Genomic DNA, 18,226 nt, shown 5'->3' on the forward strand with positions numbered 1-18,226 from the left:
CTAGACGTAAAGCAGAACAGAAAAAAACATTAAAGTTGATCCTAAAATAACAAATAGGTGCCAAATCACATGAATAAAGGGGATCCTTTTCATTGTGTACAAAAGTGCACCAACAGTATAAGCTACACCTCCGCTAACTAGTAGCCAAAATCCAACGGGGCTGAGTCGCACATACAAATAGTTACCGGCTAAAATCACGAGCCAGCCCATAGCAACGTATAAAATAGTGTCTAATATAACGTGTTTGCCACGATTAAAAATGTAGTAGATGATGCCAAATATCGCGATTATCCAGACCAGAGTAAATAGCATTATGCCCCATTTGCCACCTATTGCTACAAGGGAAAAGGGAGTATACGATCCTGCAATCAGCAAAAAAATTGATGAATGATCAAAAATTTGAAAAACATTGCGAGCCTGAGTGAAGATGAGACTATGAAAAAGCGTAGAGAAAAGATAAAGCAGAAGCAAACAAGAGCCGTAAATAGTGAAAGTAACTATTCTTAATGGACTATGTGTTGAAACAGCTTTGATAATTAAAAGTACTAATCCGGCAACTGCCAGGCAAAAACCAATTCCGTGCGTGACAGCACTGAGGATATTATCTACTATGTAATAAGTTTTGGATCTTTGTTCAGGTTCTTGCCAGATTTTTTGCAATTTCATCATGAAACAGTTTGTTCGCTTTCTTTTTTTTGCTAGTTTTTTTGCTATAATAATTTATAATTAATACAGTTCACATTCTATCATAAATGAGAACATCAAATCAGAATTGAGGGCGAGTACGTTGTCAGAAATAAAAATTTTGACTGATTCTTCCGCGCAGTTAACGCCGGAAGAAATTAAAAAATATCATATTACCGTTGTGCCTTTATCGGTCACAATCGATGGTGATACCTATCTTGACGGAGTGGAAATAACCAGACAGCAATTTGTCCAAAAAATGAGTGAATCTAAAAAGTTGCCAACTACGAGCCAACCACCTATAGGAACCATGGTTGATACGATTAATGAATTGACTAAAGATGGTAGCGAAGTCATTGGCATATTTTTGGCGAAGGTATTAAGCGGCACGATTGATGCAGCACGTCAGGCAGTTAAGCTAACCGGTAAATCAGATCTGGTGCATATAGTTGACTCAGAATTAACTGATCGTTCTGAAGGATTTCAGGTTTTGGCAGCTGCACGAGATATTGCCGCTGGCAAAAGTATTCCTGAAATTTTGGCTCATATTGAAAAAATTAAAAAAACTCAGCGTTTGCATTTACTTATTGTCAATTTAGAAAATGTGGTTAAAGGTGGACGCCTAGGTCCTTTAGCTGGTAAAATTGTCAACATGCTTAATATACACATTGAATTGCAAATGCCGAATGGTCATTTGAAAATTGCAAAAAAAGGCAGAGGCAAAAAGTTTTCTTTAGCTTTTGATAAACGCATTTTAGATGAAATTGAGGCCAACAAAGAAAAAATCAAGGAAGTCGGTATCTCATACGTTGCAACGGGCAGCACACCGCAAAAGCTACTCGATTTTGCCCAAAAAATTAAAGATATTAATTCTAAAATTGATGTTTTAGTGCGAGAAACCAGTCCTATTATTGCAACGCATGCAGGGATGGGAGCATACGCAGTTTTGTATTACACGGAGTAAAAATTGGCATATAGAGAAAGCTTTTATCGCTATTTAATGACACAGCGTAATGCTGATTCAAATGATGAAGTTGCGCAGTTTGCAAATAATGCACAAAATGATCAGACTTTTCCCAAGCAAGAGCAGAATTATGAAAAACTATCAGATTATCTTGAACTTAATGGTGGTTACCTGCCAAGCATGAGTATTTTTGATAAAGCTTATCAAATGTACCGTGAAAAGATGACGTATTAAACTAGGGCTCCCAAGTGATATGGAGCCCTTTTGATGTAAGAAAGGCAAAAAATGGTTAATATTCAGTGGTATCCCGGGCATATGAATAAGGCTCGGAATCAGCTTGAGGATAAAATGAATTTAATTGATGTCATTGTAGAAGTTTTAGATGCACGAATTCCTCAATCATCACGTAACCCAATGATCGAAAAACTTGTAGGCAGTAAGCCACATTTGATTATTCTGAATAAAGCTGATTTGGCTGATCCGGTTATGACTAAAAGGTGGCAAAAGAAATATACGACTAATGGCAAGTTTGTTATGGCCATGGATTCTCTTCATAATACTAACATGCAAGTGTTAGTGAAGATGATTAAAAAAGCTGCTGAAGCTAAAATAAATAAATTAAAACAAAAAGGTGCATCAAGCCCTGTTATCAGAGTTGCGATTGCTGGTATCCCCAATTGCGGCAAGTCCACAATTATTAATCGTCTTGTTGGTCGCAATGTCACTCAGGTTGGTAATAAACCGGGAGTAACCAAGGGGCAAAATTGGCTCAAAACTGCGGATAATATTCAAATTTTAGATACACCTGGCATTTTGTGGCCTAAATTTGAGGATCAAACAGTTGGATTAAAGCTTGCTGCGCTTGGGGCAATTAAAGATACTGTTTTTAGCGCTGATGATGTTGCCTTATTTTTATTAGCAAAGTTACGCAAGCACTATTTGAATGATTTAATCAAATTTGCCCGAACTACTAAAGATGAAATTGAACATATTAATGATACCGATTTGTTATTGGCACTGACTGAAGAATATGGCATGCGTGACGATTATGATCGTTTCTCTATGTACTTACTGCAACGTTTACGTAAAGGAAAAATAGGAAGGATTACTTTGGATCGGATATGACAATTGGTGAAATAAAAAAATTTCTTTCAAAAGGCTCGGTCAATCCAGAAGATTTGAGTATTTTAGAAAACGATACTCGTGTAGGTGTCCAAAAACTCTTACTTAGTTACCATAATCGCCAGCAAAAATTAGCCAAGAAAAAGGCTGCATTTACAAAAAGGTTTGCTTATGAGAAAACTTTTTGGGCCAAACAGGAGATCGTTGCAGGGGTAGATGAAGTTGGCAGAGGACCATTAGCTGGTCCTGTTGTGACAGCTGCTGTAATTATTGATGACAGTTTTGATTTGACAGATGTCAATGACTCTAAAAAATTAAGTGTCAAGCGCCGTCAGGATTTATATCCTTTAATTTTAAAGGAAGCAGTTAGTGTGGCAATTGGCATAAAAAGTCCGCAAGTGATTGATAAAATAAATATTTATGAAGCAGACCGTTTAGCAATGGCTGAAGCTGTAAAGAATTTAGACGTCAAACCTGACGCTTTGCTGGTTGATGCTATGCAAGTACCAGTTAAATTGCCCCAGGTCCGATTAATAAAGGGTGACTCAAAATCCAATTCTATTGCTGCTGCTTCAATTGTTGCCAAAGTATTCAGGGATAAATTAATGGCGGACTACGCCAAAATTTACCCTGAATATCATTTTGATGAAAATGCTGGCTATGGCACTCAAGCTCATCTTCAAGCACTTGAAAAATTTGGTCCAACGCCAATTCATCGTAAAACTTTCGCACCAGTGAATTCTTTTTATAAATAAAAAATATGCCTCCTTTTTACGTATTTGTATTTAGGAGGTTTTTTATGAAGACTACCAGCTTTCTCTTGCGCTTGAAATTACAAAAAGGCATCGGATATGTTAAGATGTTACGTGTTGCTAGTCAGTTAAAAGTTGCTGATGTTGACATTCAGACTATTAAAAACTTAAATTTGACAAGTAATTTGATAAAAGTCTGCCTAAATGCTTATAATGATATTTACGCGGATAAAATGATCAGAAGAATAGAGAAACAATGTCAGGTTATCAGTTTTTTTGATACAGAATATCCCGAAAAACTACGTCAAATTTATCAGCCACCTTTAATTTTATTTTTACAAGGAAATCTGAAATTACTTCAGAGAAGAATTGTTACAATTGTAGGTTCACGTCAAGCCACTGGTTACAGTGGCTTAGTTTTGAACAAAATTGTGCCCAAATTAATAAAAGATGACTTTATTATTGCCAGTGGATTGGCTATAGGTGTCGATGTTATGGCACATAAGGCAGCACTGAAATTTGATGGACAAACAATTGCAGTGGTGGGTAATGGTTTAAATTATTTTTATCCTTCGATAAATCAGCAGGTGCAGGAAGAAATTGCTCAAAAAGGCTTACTAGTGAGTGAATATCTACCTGACACTCCACCAAGACCCTATAGATTTCCCCAACGAAACAGAATTTTGGCTGGAATAGCTGAAAGTGTAATTGTTACTGAAGCTAAACAAAAATCGGGTTCTCTAATTACAGCAAACCTAGCTTTACAAGAGAATCGGGACATTTATGCTTTACCTGGTCCAATTACCAGTGAGCTGTCTCAAGGACCCAATGAACTTATTCAAGCAGGTGCTTATCCAATCACTGATTTTGATTTGCGACTTAAAAGATTTGACAATTAGTAGTTAAATATTCTATTCTCAATGAGTATTTAAAAAAGAATTTAATGAGGAGGCTTTTGATGCCTACTAAATCAAAGCCAAAGAAACGTAAGAAGACATTAGTAATAGTTGAGTCTCCGGCTAAGGCTAAAACAATTGAAAAATATTTAGGACGTAATTACCGTGTAATTGCTTCAAAGGGTCATATTCGTGACTTGCCCAAGTCACAAATGGGAATCGATTTTGACAATAACTATAAGCCAAAATATATTTCTATCAGGGGTAAGGGCGATACCATTAAGGAACTAAAGTCTGAGGCTAAAAAAGCCAAGGATGTATATTTAGCGTCTGACCCGGATCGTGAAGGTGAAGCAATTGCTTGGCATGTTGCTCATGTACTTGATTTGGATCAAAAAGATAAAAATCGGGTCACATTTAATGAGGTAACAAAAGACGCTGTCAAAAATAGCTTTAAAAATCCGAGAACAATTGATATGGACACTGTCAATGCTCAACAAGCTCGCCGTATTCTGGACAGAATTGTTGGTTATTCACTATCTCCAATTTTATGGGAAAAAGTGAAAAAGGGATTGAGTGCTGGACGTGTTCAGTCAGTCGCATTAAAGCTGGTAATTGATCGCGAAAAGGAAATTAAGAACTTTAAGCCACAGGAATATTGGACAATTGACGCGGAATTTAAAAAACTAAAAAAGACTTTTAATGGTCAGTTTTGGGGTATTAATGGTAAGAAAACTGATTTGCCTGATAATGATTCTGTCCAAAAGATCCTGGCTAAAATTGATAAAAAGAAGAGTTTCGCAGTTAAAAATGTCATTAAACGTGAGCGCAGGCGTCAACCAGCAGCTCCCTTTACAACTTCGACAATGCAACAGGAAGCAAATAAACGTCTGAATTATCGTACCAGAAGAACAATGAGCATTGCCCAGCAGCTTTATGAGGGTATTAGTCTGGGTAAACAGGGTACAGTCGGTTTGATTACCTACATGAGAACTGATTCTAAACGGACATCCCCAATCGCACAGGCGGAAGCTTCTAAGTTTTTAAATGAAAATTATGGCAAAGAATATGCCGCTAAAGGAGCTCGCCATTTCAAAAACCAAGAGGATGCTCAAGATGCACATGAAGCTATCAGACCAACCAGTGTTTATCGAACTCCAGAGTCTCTCAAATCTGTTTTAACTACTGAACAATATCGTTTGTATAAATTGATTTGGTCCAGATTTTTAGCCAGTGAAATGACTCCGGCTGTTTATGACACAGTAAGAGCAGACATTACGCAAAATGGAGTAGTATTCAGAACTACAGGCTCAAAAATGAAATTTGCCGGGTTTACAAAAGTTTATGATAATCAACAGGAAAAAAATGTTGAATTACCTGAATTAAACGAGGGAGATAAAGTTAAATTAGCCAAGTCTGATAATAAGCAGCATTTCACTATGCCACCTGCAAGATATACTGAAGCCAGCTTAGTTCATTCATTAGAGGAAAATGGTGTTGGTCGTCCTTCAACCTATGCACCGACAATTGATACTATCCAGCGACGCTACTACGTTAAATTAGATGGTAAATCTATTGTACCCACAGAGCTAGGCGAAATTGTCGATAATTTGATCGAAAAATTTTTCCCTGATATTGTCAACATCGACTTTACAGCGCAACTGGAAAATGATCTTGACGGAATTGAAGAGGGCAAGAAAAATTGGGTCAAAGTGATTGATGATTATTACCATCCCTTTAAAAAAGAATTGGATAAAGCCGATGCTGATATCAAAAAGGTGCAAATTAAAGATGAGCCTGCCGGTTTCAATTGTGATATCTGTGGTGCACCCATGGTCATTAAAATGGGACGCTATGGTAAATTTTACGCCTGCTCACGTTTCCCAGATTGTCGCAATACAAAGGCAATTGTAAAAAAGGTTGGCGTTATTTGTCCGAAGTGTGGCAAAGGTGACGTGATTGAGAAAAAATCAAAGCGTAACCGCAAGTTTTATGGCTGTTCACGTTATCCTGATTGTGACTTTGTTTCTTGGGACAAGCCTATTAACCGAAATTGTCCTAACTGTGGTCATTTTCTAGTTGAAAAAAGAAATAAAAAAGGACCTGTTGTTCTTTGTCCAAATGGCGACTATAAAGAAGAAACAAGTGCCGAAAAAGATACTGTAGAAAGTTAAATTTATGTTAATATCATCAGATCATTCATGATTTGATGATATTCTTGTATATAAAGTAAAAAAGTAAAATATTTTTAGTAAAGGAATATGATCATATGCCTGAAAGAGTATCTGTAATTGGTGGCGGCCTGGCCGGAAGTGAAGCAGCCTGGCAACTAGCAAAGCGTGGAATCGCTGTCGATTTTTACGAAATGCGACCTAAAAAAATGACCCCGGCGCATAAAACAGACAAGCTGGCTGAATTGGTGTGCACAAACTCAATGCGTTCAAATCAGTTATCTAATGCTGTAGGTTTATTAAAAGAAGAAATGCGTCAGCTTGATTCGCTTATTATGGCAGCTGCTGATCATTCCCAGGTACCTGCTGGTGGAGCATTAGCTGTTGACAGAGAGCAATTCAGTGATTATGTGACCAGTAAGCTTCATGCAATGTCAAATATTAATTTTCATAATGAAGAGATTACACAGATTCCGCAAGATTGTATTGCAATTATTGCTACTGGTCCCTTGACGAGTGACAAACTGGCTGAAGAGATACAAAAGTTTTCAGGCAATGAAAGCCTGCATTTTTTTGATGCAGCGGCACCTATAATTGCGGCTGATTCGATTGATATGGATATCGTCTATAAAAAATCTCGCTATGATAAAGGTGAAGCTGCATATCTAAATTGTCCTATGACAAAGGAAGAATATGAAAGATTTGCTCGGGAATTGGTCAGTGCGAAGACTGCAGAAGTTCACAGCTTTGAAAACAGTGATGTTTTTGAGGGCTGTATGCCGATTGAAGTTATGGCTGAAAGAGGTATGAAAACTATGCTTTTTGGTCCACTTAAACCAGTAGGATTGGAAAATCCTGCTACTGGAAAAACTCCTTACGCTGTTGTTCAGCTTAGACAAGATAATGCCGTAGCTTCAATGTATAACATTGTTGGCTTTCAGACCCACCTAAAGTATGGTGAACAAAAACGTGTTTTTTCTATGATTCCTGGCTTGGCTCATGCCCGTTTTATCAGATATGGCAAAATGCACCGCAACACGTATATGGCTTCTCCAGCTGTATTATCTGCCACATTTGAAGCAAAAAAGCAACAAGGTCTATTCTTTGCAGGACAAGTGACTGGAGTCGAAGGATATGTTGAAAGTGCTGGCAGTGGTTTGGTTTCAGGGATTAACGCTGCTAGAAGAGCAATTGGACAAGAACCGGTTGCTTTTCCTAAACTAACAGCTTTAGGATCAATGGCTAATTACGTAACTACTGCTGACATCAAGCATTTTCAACCTATGAATGCCAGTTTTGCATTAATTCCGGGACTTGAAGGTTCTAAAGTGCGCAACAAGAAAGAGCGCCACTTAAAAATCAGCCAACGCGGTCTAGAATGTCTTAAGGAATTTCAAAAAGAAGTGCTGAATTAAGATGGATGCTGAAAAAGACGAACTGATAAAGCTGTTTACCTCATATTTGCGTATTGAACGTCAATATAGTCCCAAAACAATACTGTCGTATCAAACTGATTTGCTTGAGGCTAAGAGATTTTGGCAGAAAAATGGCGGCTTTACCGGCTGGTCAAAAATAAATAGACGTGATGTTGAAATTTTTTTACAAAACTTAACAGAACGCAAATTGGCGCGCTCGACGCAGTCGCGTAAAATGTCTAGCCTCAGGTCGTTTTATCACTTTTTAACTAGACGAAAAATTGTTAAAATAGATCCAACGCAAACAATTGTTTTGCGCACTAAAGAACGAAAGTTACCCCAGTTTTTTTATGCACCAGAAATGAAACAGGTATTTGACTCTTTAAGTGGAAATGAACCCTTGACTTTACGCAATTTAGCATTAATTGAATTGTTTTATACTACTGGGATGAGGGTTAGCGAAGTAAGCAACTTAACAAGAAAGCAAGTAGATTTAGATTTAAAGATAATTCTGGTACACGGTAAAGGTAATAAAGACAGGTACGTTGCGTTTGATGATAAAACTAAAGGCGCGTTAATTAATTATTTGGAAAACAGTCGCGATCAACTTGTAAAAGATGATGACAGTTCAGATTATGTCTTTTTAAATAATAAAGGCAAACCATTAACGGATCGTGGCATCGAGTATATTATGCAAAGGGTTTTTAATAAGGCTGGCATTAATGGTAAGGTACACCCGCACGAATTGCGACATTCATTTGCTACGGCAATGTTGAATAATGGAGCAGATTTACGCAGTGTACAAGAACTTTTGGGTCATGACAATTTATCTACCACACAAATATATACTCACGTGACTATGAGCCACTTACAGGCAAATTATGAAAAATACTTCACTCGCAATGATAAGAAAGATGAGGCAAAAAAATGACAACAATATGTTCAGTAAAATTTAATGGTAAAACCGCAATTGCTGGCGATGGACAGGTAACTCTGGGTGAAAAAGTAATTGCAAAATCTACCGCTAAAAAGATTAGACGAATTTATCACGATCAAGTAGTAATTGGTTTTGCGGGAGGCGTAGCCGATGCAGTCAGTTTGCAAGATATGCTTGAAGGTAAACTGGAAGCTTTTGGGGGTGACTTGCGCAGAGCTGCTGTGGAAATGGCTCAAGCTTGGCGCAAAGATGCCACCCTGCAAAAACTGGAGGCAATGCTTATTGCTTTTAATGAAAAAGATCTTTTATTAATTTCTGGCAATGGTGAAGTGCTTGAACCAGATGAAAATGTTGTTGCAATTGGTTCTGGTGGGAACTTTGCGCAGGCTGCAGCAATAGCAATGACCAGACATTCCTCCAATATGAGTGCCAGCGAAATTGCTCATGAAGCTGTTGAAATAGCTTCCGGAATTGATATTTTTACTGATAATCAGATTATCACTGACGAATTGTAAAAAACGAGGCAGATAAATAATATGGAAACAAAAACACCAAAGCAAATTGTTAATTTACTTAATGAATACATTATAGGTCAAGATGAAGCAAAAAAAGCAGTTGCTGTGGCCCTTTATAATCGTTATCGCAGAATGCAGCTGCCAAAAAAAATGCAGGAAGATATCACACCTAAAAACTTGTTAATGGCAGGCCCCACAGGTGTTGGTAAAACCGAAATTGCCAGAAGATTAGCAGCGATTGTTAATGCGCCATTTGTAAAAGTGGAAGCTACAAAATTTACTGAAGTTGGTTATGTTGGTCGTGACGTTGAATCAATGGTACGCGATTTGGTAAATGAAGCAGTGCGCATGGAAGAAAAAGATCAATTTGACCGTGTTCGCACTCAAGCAACTAAAGAAGCCAATAAAATTTTAGTACGTTTGCTTGTTCCCGGAATCAAGCAGGACAAAAGAAAAAATCAGATGCAGGAATGGCAAGATATGATGTCAATGCTCATGTCAGGAGGTCAGAACAATGATCAGTCTTCTGACGCAGACCAGGAAGAAATAACCGATGATGTCCGCAATCAGCGTCTTACAGTATCTGAGCAGTTAAACAAAGGCCTGCTTGAAAATAGAGAGGTCACTATCAATGTTGAGCAAGCTCCTAAAGTCAATCCAATGGGTGATATGATGGGCCAAATGGGAATCGATATGAGTTCGATGCTTAACGATTTGGTTCCTAAAAAGAAAATTAAGCGTACACTGGAAGTAAAAGACGCACGTGAAGTTTTAATTCAACAAGAGTCTCGCAAGTTGATAGATTATGACTCTCTTTATCAAAAAGCTATTGAGCGTACGGCGAACAACGGTATTATTTTTATTGATGAAATTGATAAAATTACTGCTGGCAATAAGAAAACTTCTGGTGAAGTATCACGTGAAGGCGTGCAAAGAGATATTTTGCCAATTGTAGAGGGCTCTACTGTTCAAACTAAATATGGTCCAGTAGCAACTGACCACATTCTCTTTATTGCCGCTGGAGCATTTTCTGAATCCAAGCCGAGTGATTTAATTCCTGAACTGCAAGGTCGTTTTCCAATTAGAGTAGAACTCAATGCTTTAACAAAAGACGATTTTGTTAAGATTCTCAAGGATCCTGAAGATTCACTTTTAGAACAATATGTAGCCTTGATGAAAGCTGACGGAATCAAATTAGTCTTTACGCAAGAAGCAGTTGATCGAATTGCTCAAATTGCATATGACGTAAACCAGGGAACTGATAATATTGGTGCCAGAAGATTGTCAACAATTCTTGAGAAGTTACTGGAAGATGTTTTGTATGAAGGTCCAGATATGTCTATGGGCGAAATTACGGTGACTGAAGCATACGTTAATGAAAAACTTAGTGATATAATAACAAATAAAGATTTAACTAAGTTCATTCTTTAACAAAGGTGATGATTATGCATGGATTACACTATCAAAAATAGCATCTTACAGGTCAAAATTGCCAGTAAAGGTGCTGAAGTTCAAAGTGTGAAAAGTTTACATAGCGGGTATGAATATATTTGGCAGGCTGATCCTGAAGTTTGGAATAGACATGCTCCTGTACTTTTTCCTATTGTTGGGAAACTTAAAGATGATGAATATACTTATCAGGGCAAAACATACCATTTGACCCAACATGGTTTTGCGCGTGATTTAGAGTTTAAAGTTGAACGACATACAGAGGAAAGCATCACTTTTTTACTGACGGATTCTGCAGAAACCAGGGAAGTTTATCCATTCAAATTTGAATTGCGTGTGAACTATAACTTGCTTAATAATCTGCTGGAAGAGAATTTTTCTGTCATTAATAAGTCAGATGGTGAAATGATTTTTGGCATTGGTGGACATCCCGGCTTTAACATTCCCACAAGTAAGACTTTGTCTAAGGAAGATTTTTACTTCAGTACTAAGCCTTCTCGTGCCCGAGTTCGTATTCCTCTTAAAGGAGCATTTTTAGACTGGCCTAATCGGTCGCTGGCCTCGACCAATAGTTTGATTACCCTGAGTGATCATTTGTTTAAAGATGATGCTTTGATTTTTCAAATGCGTGGACACGACAACCGTGTATCTTTAAGAACAGATGCCAATAATTTTCATGTAAATGTTTGGTTAAGGGATGCTCCTTTTGTAGGTGTGTGGTCCCAATATCCTAAGTCTGCAGATTATGTCTGTATTGAACCCTGGTGGGGCATAGCTGACCGCAGTGACACTAATCAAAAATTAGAAGAAAAATACGGCATGAATCACCTTGAAGCTGGTGGCACTTTTACAGCTGGTTTTAGTATGGCTTTTCATGATCAAGATGAATGAGTATAAAAATAAATTATTTAGGTTGAAAAGAAAGCCTCAAGGCTTTCTTTTTTTACAGTTCCCTATTAACTCAAGCAAAAACCTTCTTGCGAACTAATGTTCTTATGTCTATAATAAAATAGCTAGCTAAACTCGCTAGCCATACTTATCTGATATACAATCATAATTTATGATGTCTTTTCTTATACCAGTACCATAAACCAAAGGGAATGATATTCTCTTGATGGTGCAATAATCGTTTAATATTGCTTCTGTGACGAATAAATAAGATAATCATGATGCAGCCCACGATAATTTCAAGATAAATATCGTGAAAGAAGAAAGTTACGATGAATATTAAGACAACTGCAATTAAACTGGACAGACTGACATAAGACGTGATAAAAACCAATGGCAGGAAAATGAGAGCACAGACGCCAAAAAATTTTAGGTTATAGCCCAAGAAAAGCCCGGCACTGGTTGCTACAGCTTTACCACCTTTAAATTTTAGAAAGATGGAACATGTGTGTCCCAGGATGGCTAGTCCCCCTGAAATTAACAAAAAATATTTAGGGACACTGATATGAAAAATTCTAGGCAAATTTGTGGCTAACGTTCCCTTGAGGACATCAACAATCAAAACCAGACTACCTGCCAGTGGTCCAAAAACGCGAAAAGAGTTAGTGGTTCCTATATTGCCAGAGCCATAATTTCTAATATCTTCTGCAAAAAACACCTTGCCGACGATCACGCCAGTAGGAAACGAACCTATTAAATATGCTAGAATAAATATCAGAATTAAATTTAAATTTATCATGTATATCCTGCTCTCTTAAAGTCTAATGCTATTTTATCAGAGTTTACAAAGTATGAGGATTAAAATAATAAATGATTTTTAACTGGAGGAGTCTATTTGACTAAAACAAGTAAAAAAACAAATTCTTATGATGACTCATCAATTCAGATTCTTCATGGCCTGGAAGCTGTACGGAAAAGGCCGGGTATGTATATTGGATCAACTGATGTTCATGGTCTTAATCAGCTTGTCTATGAAATTGTAGATAACTCAGTAGATGAGGCAATGGCCGGATTTGGTAAAGAAATTGACGTAACGATTCATAAAGATAACAGTGTGACGGTACGTGATTTTGGTCGTGGGATGCCTACAGGCATGCATAAATCTGGCAAGCCTACAATTGAAGTTATCCTGACTGTCTTGCATGCTGGTGGTAAATTTACCGAGCAAAATTATAAAACTTCCGGCGGACTTCATGGAGTAGGTTCCTCTGTCGTTAATGCTCTTTCCAGTTATATGGATGTTAAAGTTATACGGGATGGAATTGAATATGAAGAAGAATTTAAAGATGGCGGTCATCCCGTTGGCACATTGAAGCGCTTAGGTAAAACAAAGGAACCTACAGGTACCACCATTACTTTTAAACCAGATGAGAAAATTTTTTCGACTATTAAATATAAATATGAAACTATTCAGGAACGCATACGTGAGTCGGCTTTTTTGCTTAAAGGTGTGCGCTTTGTCTTAGTTGATGAGCGTGATCCCCAACATCATGATGATTTTAAATATGATGAAGGCATAAAGGCTTTTGTATCCTATCTGAATGAAGGTAAAGATACTTTAAGCGATATTTTTTATTTTTCCGGTAAACAGGACGAAATTGAAGTTGAATTTAGTGGCCAATATAGTGACAGTTATTCCGAAAACCTGGTTTCTTTTGTAAATAATGTGCGTACATCAGATGGTGGCAGTCATGAAGTAGGTGCACGAAGTGGCTTTACTCGTGCTTTTAATGATTATGCCAAAAAACAAGGACTGTTAGGTAAGAAAGACAAAAATATTGATGGGTCTGATTACCGTGAAGGTTTAAGCGCTGTTTTATCAGTTAAAATTCCAGAAGAGCTATTAGAGTTTGAAGGGCAGACCAAGGGCAAACTGGGAACTCCTCAAGCTAGATCAGTTGTTGATGCAATTGTTTATGAAAAAATGTCTTATTACCTGATGGAAAAAGGTGAACTGGCACAAGAGCTGGTGAAAAAAGCACAAAGAGCAAGGGATGCTCGTGAAGCTGCGAAAAAGGCTCGTAACGAGAGTAGAAATGGCAAAAAACGCCATAAAAAAGAAGTCCTGTCTGGTAAACTAACACCGGCGCAATCACGTAATCCAAAAAAGAATGAACTTTTTCTAGTTGAGGGGGATTCTGCCGGCGGTTCCGCAAAGCAGGGACGAGATCGTAAGTTCCAGGCAATCTTGCCTTTACGTGGAAAAGTTTTAAACACTCAAAAAGCAAGATTGCAGGATATATTTAAAAATGAAGAAATTAACACCATGATTTACACTATTGGTGCTGGTGTTGGTACTGAATTTAATGTAGAAGATTCAAATTACGATAAAGTAATCATTATGACGGATGCCGATGATGATGGTGCCCACATTCAGATTTTATTATTAACCTTTTTCTACCGGTATATGAGACCAATGATTGAGCACGGCAAAGTCTATATTGCTTTACCTCCTCTTTATCGCTTGCAAAAAGGTCGCGGCAAAAAGGCTCAGGTAAAGTACTCCTGGACTGATGAAGAACTTGCTGCCGATGAAAAGAAAATGGGCCGTGGTTATGCTTTACAACGATTCAAAGGTCTGGGAGAGATGAATGCTGAACAGTTGTGGAGAACAACAATGGATCCAGAAACAAGGCTGCTTATTCGGGTAAAAATTGACGATGCTGCCTTGGCTGAGCGTCGTGTGACCACATTAATGGGTGACAAAGCAGGTGCAAGGCGAAAGTGGATTGAAGAAAACGTTAAGTTCAGATTAGGGGATAATGTTTCAATCCTGGAAGAAGAAAATGAATAAAGAGGTTTTTAATTAATGGCTACAAAAGAACGAATTCGTGAAATGCCCCTTGAGCAAGTCATGGGTGAGCGATTTGGCAGATATTCCAAATATATTATCCAAGAGCGTGCCTTGCCAGATATTCGTGATGGTTTGAAACCAGTGCAAAGAAGAATCCTTTACGCTATGTTTCAAGATAATAATACATATGACAAGCCATTCAAAAAGGCGGCTAAAGCGGTGGGTAATATCATGGGTAATTTTCATCCCCACGGTGACAGTTCCATTTATGGTGCCCTGGTTCACCTTTCTCAAGACTGGAAAATGCGCGAACCACTAATTGAAATGCACGGTAACAATGGTTCAATGGATGGCGATGGTCCCGCTGCAATGCGTTATACCGAATCACGTCTAAGCAAGATTTCCAATATGTTGTTACAAGATATTGATAAAGATACAGTCAATATGGTCTTGAACTTCGATGATACTGAGTATGAGCCAACGGTTTTACCTGTTCGGTTTCCTAATTTACTAGTTAATGGCTCTACAGGTATTTCGGCTGGTTACGCTACCGAGATTCCACCGCATAACTTGGCAGAAGTAATTGATGCTACTATTTATTTGTTAAAGAATCCTGATGCAAGTCTTGATGATTTAATGCATTTTGTTAAAGGTCCTGATTTTCCTACAGGTGCCATTGTTTTAGGACAAAAAGGATTACGGGAAGCTTATGAAACTGGACGTGGACGCATTCAGGTAAGAGCAAAAAGTTCAATTCAGGAAATTAGAGGGCATCGCGAAGAAATTGTCATTACTGAGATTCCTTTTGCTGTTAATAAAGCTTTGTTAGTTAAAAAGATGGATGAAATTCGTCTTAACAGGGAGATTGATGGTATAGCGGAAGTGCGTGATGAAACTGACCGTCATGGTTTATCAATCGTAGTAGAGTTAAAAAAGGGTGCTGATGCACAAAATATTCTAAATTATTTATTCAAGAATACTGAATTGCAGGTTTCCTATAACTTTAATATGGTTGCCATTGATCATATGACTCCCATGCAAGTTGGTTTAAAGCATATATTGTCTTCGTACTTAGAACATGAAAAAGATGTAGTAATCAAGAGAACCAAATTTGATTTAAATAAAGCAGAAGAGCGTCTTGAAATTATTCAGGGTTTGATTCATGCCATGGATATTTTAGACAAGGTAATTAAGGTAATTCGAGCATCTAAAAATAAAGCAGAGGCGAAGAAAAATATATCAGATAAGTTCAAGTTTACTGCCCGGCAAGCAGAAGCAATTGTGTCTTTACAGCTGTATAGGTTAACTAACACTGATGTTGATGCTTTGGTTAAAGAGCAAAGCGAACTAAATGAAAAAATTGCACGTTTTAAAGAACTTTTGTCTAATAAAAAAATCTTAGATAAAGAAATAATTAAGGAACTAACGACCGTCAAAAAGGAATTTGGTAATCCTCGACGTACTGAGATTTCTTCCGAAACTGCCAAGATTCAAATTGATGAAAAAGCACTAGTAGCGGATGAACAAGTACGTGTTTTAATCAGTCGTGATGGGTACTTAAAGAGGTCATCTATTCGTTCCTGGCAATCTAGTGATGATGAGGATAATGGTTTGCCGAGTGGGGATGACGTTGTATTCGAAAAGACTTTGTCAACGTTAACTAATTTATATTTATTCACTGACCGTGGTAATGTCATTTATAGACCAGTTAATGAACTAGTCGAAACGAAGTGGAAAGAAACCGGTCAGCATTTGTCTCAGGAAATTGGCTTAAACGAGAATGAGAATATCATTCGTGTCTTTGATTTTGAACAATTAAATCAAAAACTAAACTTTTTAATTGCAACTAATGATGGTTATATAAAACAGTTGGAACTATGTAATCTCCAGCCTACGAGAACTTATCGTTCACGCGCAATTACTGCAATGAAAATGAAAAAAAAGGACAGTAAGGTTGTTCGTGTTGATTTAGTAAAACCTGAAAGTAATAAAGAGATTATTTTATTTACGCATAAGGCTTATGCTGTTCGCTATGATTTGAGCGAAATTCCTGCATCTGGTGCCAAATCGTTCGGAGTCAAATCTGTGAATTTAAAGGATGAAGACTATGTAGTTTCGTATATAGTCATAAATCCTGATTATCTTGACTTAATTCGGATAGGCATTATTACTCAAAGAGGAGCTTTTAAGCAGTTTAAGGCTGGGTTAGTCAATAAGGTATCCCGTGCCAAACGAGGAGTATTAGTTTTAAGGGAACTTAAAACTAAGCCACACCGTGTTGCTGCTGTTGCTTCGTATGGCCAAGACCATAACCTGCTGATAACAACAACAAGCAAACGGCATATAAAGATTTCTACTTGTGATTATCCTTTGGGTGACAGATATTCTAATGGTTCTTTTGTATTAGATACGACAAGTGACGGTCATCCAGTTAATATAAAACTGGGGAGGCCTTTAAGTACAGAATAAATTTTTATTTATTTAATGATACTAATAATTTATGGAAGGGCTTTAACAGATTTAAATATTACTTTGACACAAAAGGGTTTTTGATTGATAATAGCATATAAACAGAGCAATATTATTGTTAAGATAGAAGGAATAATCTTATGCCTAAAACAGATACAATACTCTCAACCAAATCCCTACATTATTTTTTGCAATTAATTGATACCATGAACTACACTCAAGCTGCTCAAATCCTTGGTATTACTCAACCGGCTTTAACTCAGCAGATAAAGAAAATTGAACATGCAATCGGAACACCGCTGTTTGGACAAATGGGAAAAAAGCTTTATTTGACTGAAGCTGGTAAGCAGTTGCAAACGGGGGCAATTAAGCTACTCGGGACTATTAACTCTGTTGTTAGCGATATACAAGAGTTTACTCAGGCTGACAAAGGCAATATTGCAATTGGTGTTTTAGAAAGCGTCAATTCTGATCTTCTTAGAAAATTTTTGGTTGAATTTAATAAAAACTATCCCAATATAACTATCAGTGTTTCTTATTTCAATCGTAAAGATCTTTGGTATAATCTTGATAATAATTTGGTTGATTTAGCAATGCTTTATCTTCCCGAAACTACTAAAAAGAGTCAGACGAATTTACAAAATCAATACGAATTAATGAAAGTTACTCAAGACAAATTAACTATCTTAACTCACGATAGAAATGTTGAAGCAGGGAAGTCCTATCCAGTTTCTAAGTTTTTAGGAAAAAAATGGGTTCTTTATCCAGATAGCTTTTATTTAACTCAGATACTTAAAGGCAAGCTAGGCAGTAAGGTGAATGCAAGAAATGGTCTGAACGTTCCTTTAACTTTTACTTCTACCAAGGAGATGGTTGAGACAGCGCAGGACACTGGCTATGATACAATTGTAAGTGACTCTTATTACCGCCTAAATCAAAGTGAAATTAATTTGGTACCTGTATTTTTAAAAGGCATTAAAAAGTTCACAATTTCACTTATTTATCGAAAGGGTAAAAAAGAAGTTCCACGTATACAAAACTTTTTGAAAGAATTTAAAAAGTTTTTGGAAGACTGATGTTGCCACATAATCTTGTAAGTTTTTTGAGGTA

The 18,226-nt window shown here is 37.2% G+C and carries 16 protein-coding genes; 14 read left to right on the forward strand and 2 right to left on the reverse strand.

The genetic code is table 11. The features are described 5' to 3' along the window. Complete coding sequence (trhA, locus tag LDM90_RS03695) at positions 1-666, reverse strand: PAQR family membrane homeostasis protein TrhA (RefSeq protein ID WP_223896638.1); 666 nt, start codon at positions 664-666, stop codon at positions 1-3. Positions 667-787: 121 nt separating this feature from the next. Here trhA and fakB point away from each other — a divergent pair, with 121 nt between their 5' ends. The 11 genes from fakB to LDM90_RS03750 all read left to right on the forward strand — a co-directional run bounded on the left by fakB (position 788) and on the right by LDM90_RS03750 (position 11,796). Next, positions 788-1,648 (forward strand): DegV family protein, encoded by an 861-nt coding sequence (gene fakB, locus LDM90_RS03700; protein ID WP_034979218.1) that lies wholly within the window; start codon positions 788-790, stop codon positions 1,646-1,648. A 3-nt stretch (positions 1,649-1,651) separates the two neighbouring features. Continuing rightward, a complete protein-coding gene (locus LDM90_RS03705) occupies positions 1,652-1,882 on the forward strand; it encodes a YozE family protein (RefSeq protein WP_034979215.1) in 231 nt (76 codons plus the stop codon). Positions 1,883-1,933: 51 nt separating this feature from the next. After that, positions 1,934-2,773: a ribosome biogenesis GTPase YlqF gene (gene ylqF / locus LDM90_RS03710; RefSeq protein ID WP_198211786.1), complete on the forward strand. Its 840-nt coding sequence runs from the start codon at positions 1,934-1,936 to the stop codon at positions 2,771-2,773. Beyond that, positions 2,770-3,525 (forward strand): ribonuclease HII, encoded by a 756-nt coding sequence (gene rnhB / locus LDM90_RS03715; protein WP_223896596.1) that lies wholly within the window; start codon positions 2,770-2,772, stop codon positions 3,523-3,525. The genes ylqF and rnhB overlap by 4 nt, the downstream gene beginning before the upstream one ends. A gap of 44 nt (positions 3,526-3,569) precedes the next feature. Beyond that, on the forward strand, positions 3,570-4,421 hold the full coding sequence (dprA, locus tag LDM90_RS03720) for a DNA-processing protein DprA (RefSeq protein WP_223896595.1): 852 nt from the start codon (positions 3,570-3,572) through the stop codon (positions 4,419-4,421). A gap of 59 nt (positions 4,422-4,480) precedes the next feature. Next, entirely contained in the window at positions 4,481-6,592 is a 2,112-nt protein-coding gene (topA, locus tag LDM90_RS03725; protein WP_223896594.1) for a type I DNA topoisomerase, read from the forward strand. Between the two features lie 95 nt (positions 6,593-6,687). Then, positions 6,688-8,004, forward strand: a complete 1,317-nt coding sequence (gene trmFO / locus LDM90_RS03730; RefSeq protein WP_223896593.1) for a methylenetetrahydrofolate--tRNA-(uracil(54)-C(5))-methyltransferase (FADH(2)-oxidizing) TrmFO — start codon at positions 6,688-6,690, stop codon at positions 8,002-8,004. A gap of 1 nt (position 8,005) precedes the next feature. Continuing rightward, a complete protein-coding gene (gene xerC / locus LDM90_RS03735; protein ID WP_223896592.1) occupies positions 8,006-8,935 on the forward strand; it encodes a tyrosine recombinase XerC in 930 nt (309 codons plus the stop codon). Beyond that, on the forward strand, positions 8,932-9,456 hold the full coding sequence (hslV, locus tag LDM90_RS03740; protein ID WP_045928061.1) for an HslVU peptidase proteolytic subunit: 525 nt from the start codon (positions 8,932-8,934) through the stop codon (positions 9,454-9,456). The genes xerC and hslV overlap by 4 nt, the downstream gene beginning before the upstream one ends. Positions 9,457-9,477: 21 nt before the next feature. Next, positions 9,478-10,887: an ATP-dependent protease ATPase subunit HslU gene (gene hslU, locus LDM90_RS03745; RefSeq protein WP_034979196.1), complete on the forward strand. Its 1,410-nt coding sequence runs from the start codon at positions 9,478-9,480 to the stop codon at positions 10,885-10,887. Positions 10,888-10,905: 18 nt separating this feature from the next. Continuing rightward, positions 10,906-11,796 carry an aldose 1-epimerase family protein gene (locus tag LDM90_RS03750; protein ID WP_198211792.1) on the forward strand — a complete coding sequence of 297 codons (891 nt, stop codon included), beginning with the start codon at positions 10,906-10,908 and terminating at the stop codon, positions 11,794-11,796. Between the two features lie 160 nt (positions 11,797-11,956). On the opposite strand, the gene plsY is transcribed toward LDM90_RS03750, so the two are convergent. Beyond that, a complete protein-coding gene (gene plsY, locus LDM90_RS03755; protein ID WP_223896591.1) occupies positions 11,957-12,592 on the reverse strand; it encodes a glycerol-3-phosphate 1-O-acyltransferase PlsY in 636 nt (211 codons plus the stop codon). Positions 12,593-12,688: 96 nt separating this feature from the next. Between plsY and parE the strand changes: the two genes are divergently transcribed. The 3 genes from parE (at position 12,689) to LDM90_RS03770 (ending at position 18,192) form a co-directional block, all read left to right on the forward strand. Then, on the forward strand, positions 12,689-14,647 hold the full coding sequence (gene parE / locus LDM90_RS03760; RefSeq protein WP_223896590.1) for a DNA topoisomerase IV subunit B: 1,959 nt from the start codon (positions 12,689-12,691) through the stop codon (positions 14,645-14,647). 15 nt (positions 14,648-14,662) lie between these two features. Further along, positions 14,663-17,116, forward strand: a complete 2,454-nt coding sequence (parC, locus tag LDM90_RS03765) for a DNA topoisomerase IV subunit A (RefSeq protein WP_223896589.1) — start codon at positions 14,663-14,665, stop codon at positions 17,114-17,116. Positions 17,117-17,256: 140 nt separating this feature from the next. Further along, the gene (locus LDM90_RS03770) at positions 17,257-18,192 is read left to right on the forward strand and encodes a LysR family transcriptional regulator (RefSeq protein ID WP_198211795.1); all 936 of its coding nucleotides are present in this window, start codon (positions 17,257-17,259) and stop codon (positions 18,190-18,192) included. The last annotated feature ends 34 nt before the right edge of the window (positions 18,193-18,226 follow it).

The sequence above is a fragment of the Lactobacillus huangpiensis genome, from assembly GCF_019972815.1.
Taxonomy (GTDB): domain Bacteria; phylum Bacillota; class Bacilli; order Lactobacillales; family Lactobacillaceae; genus Lactobacillus; species Lactobacillus huangpiensis.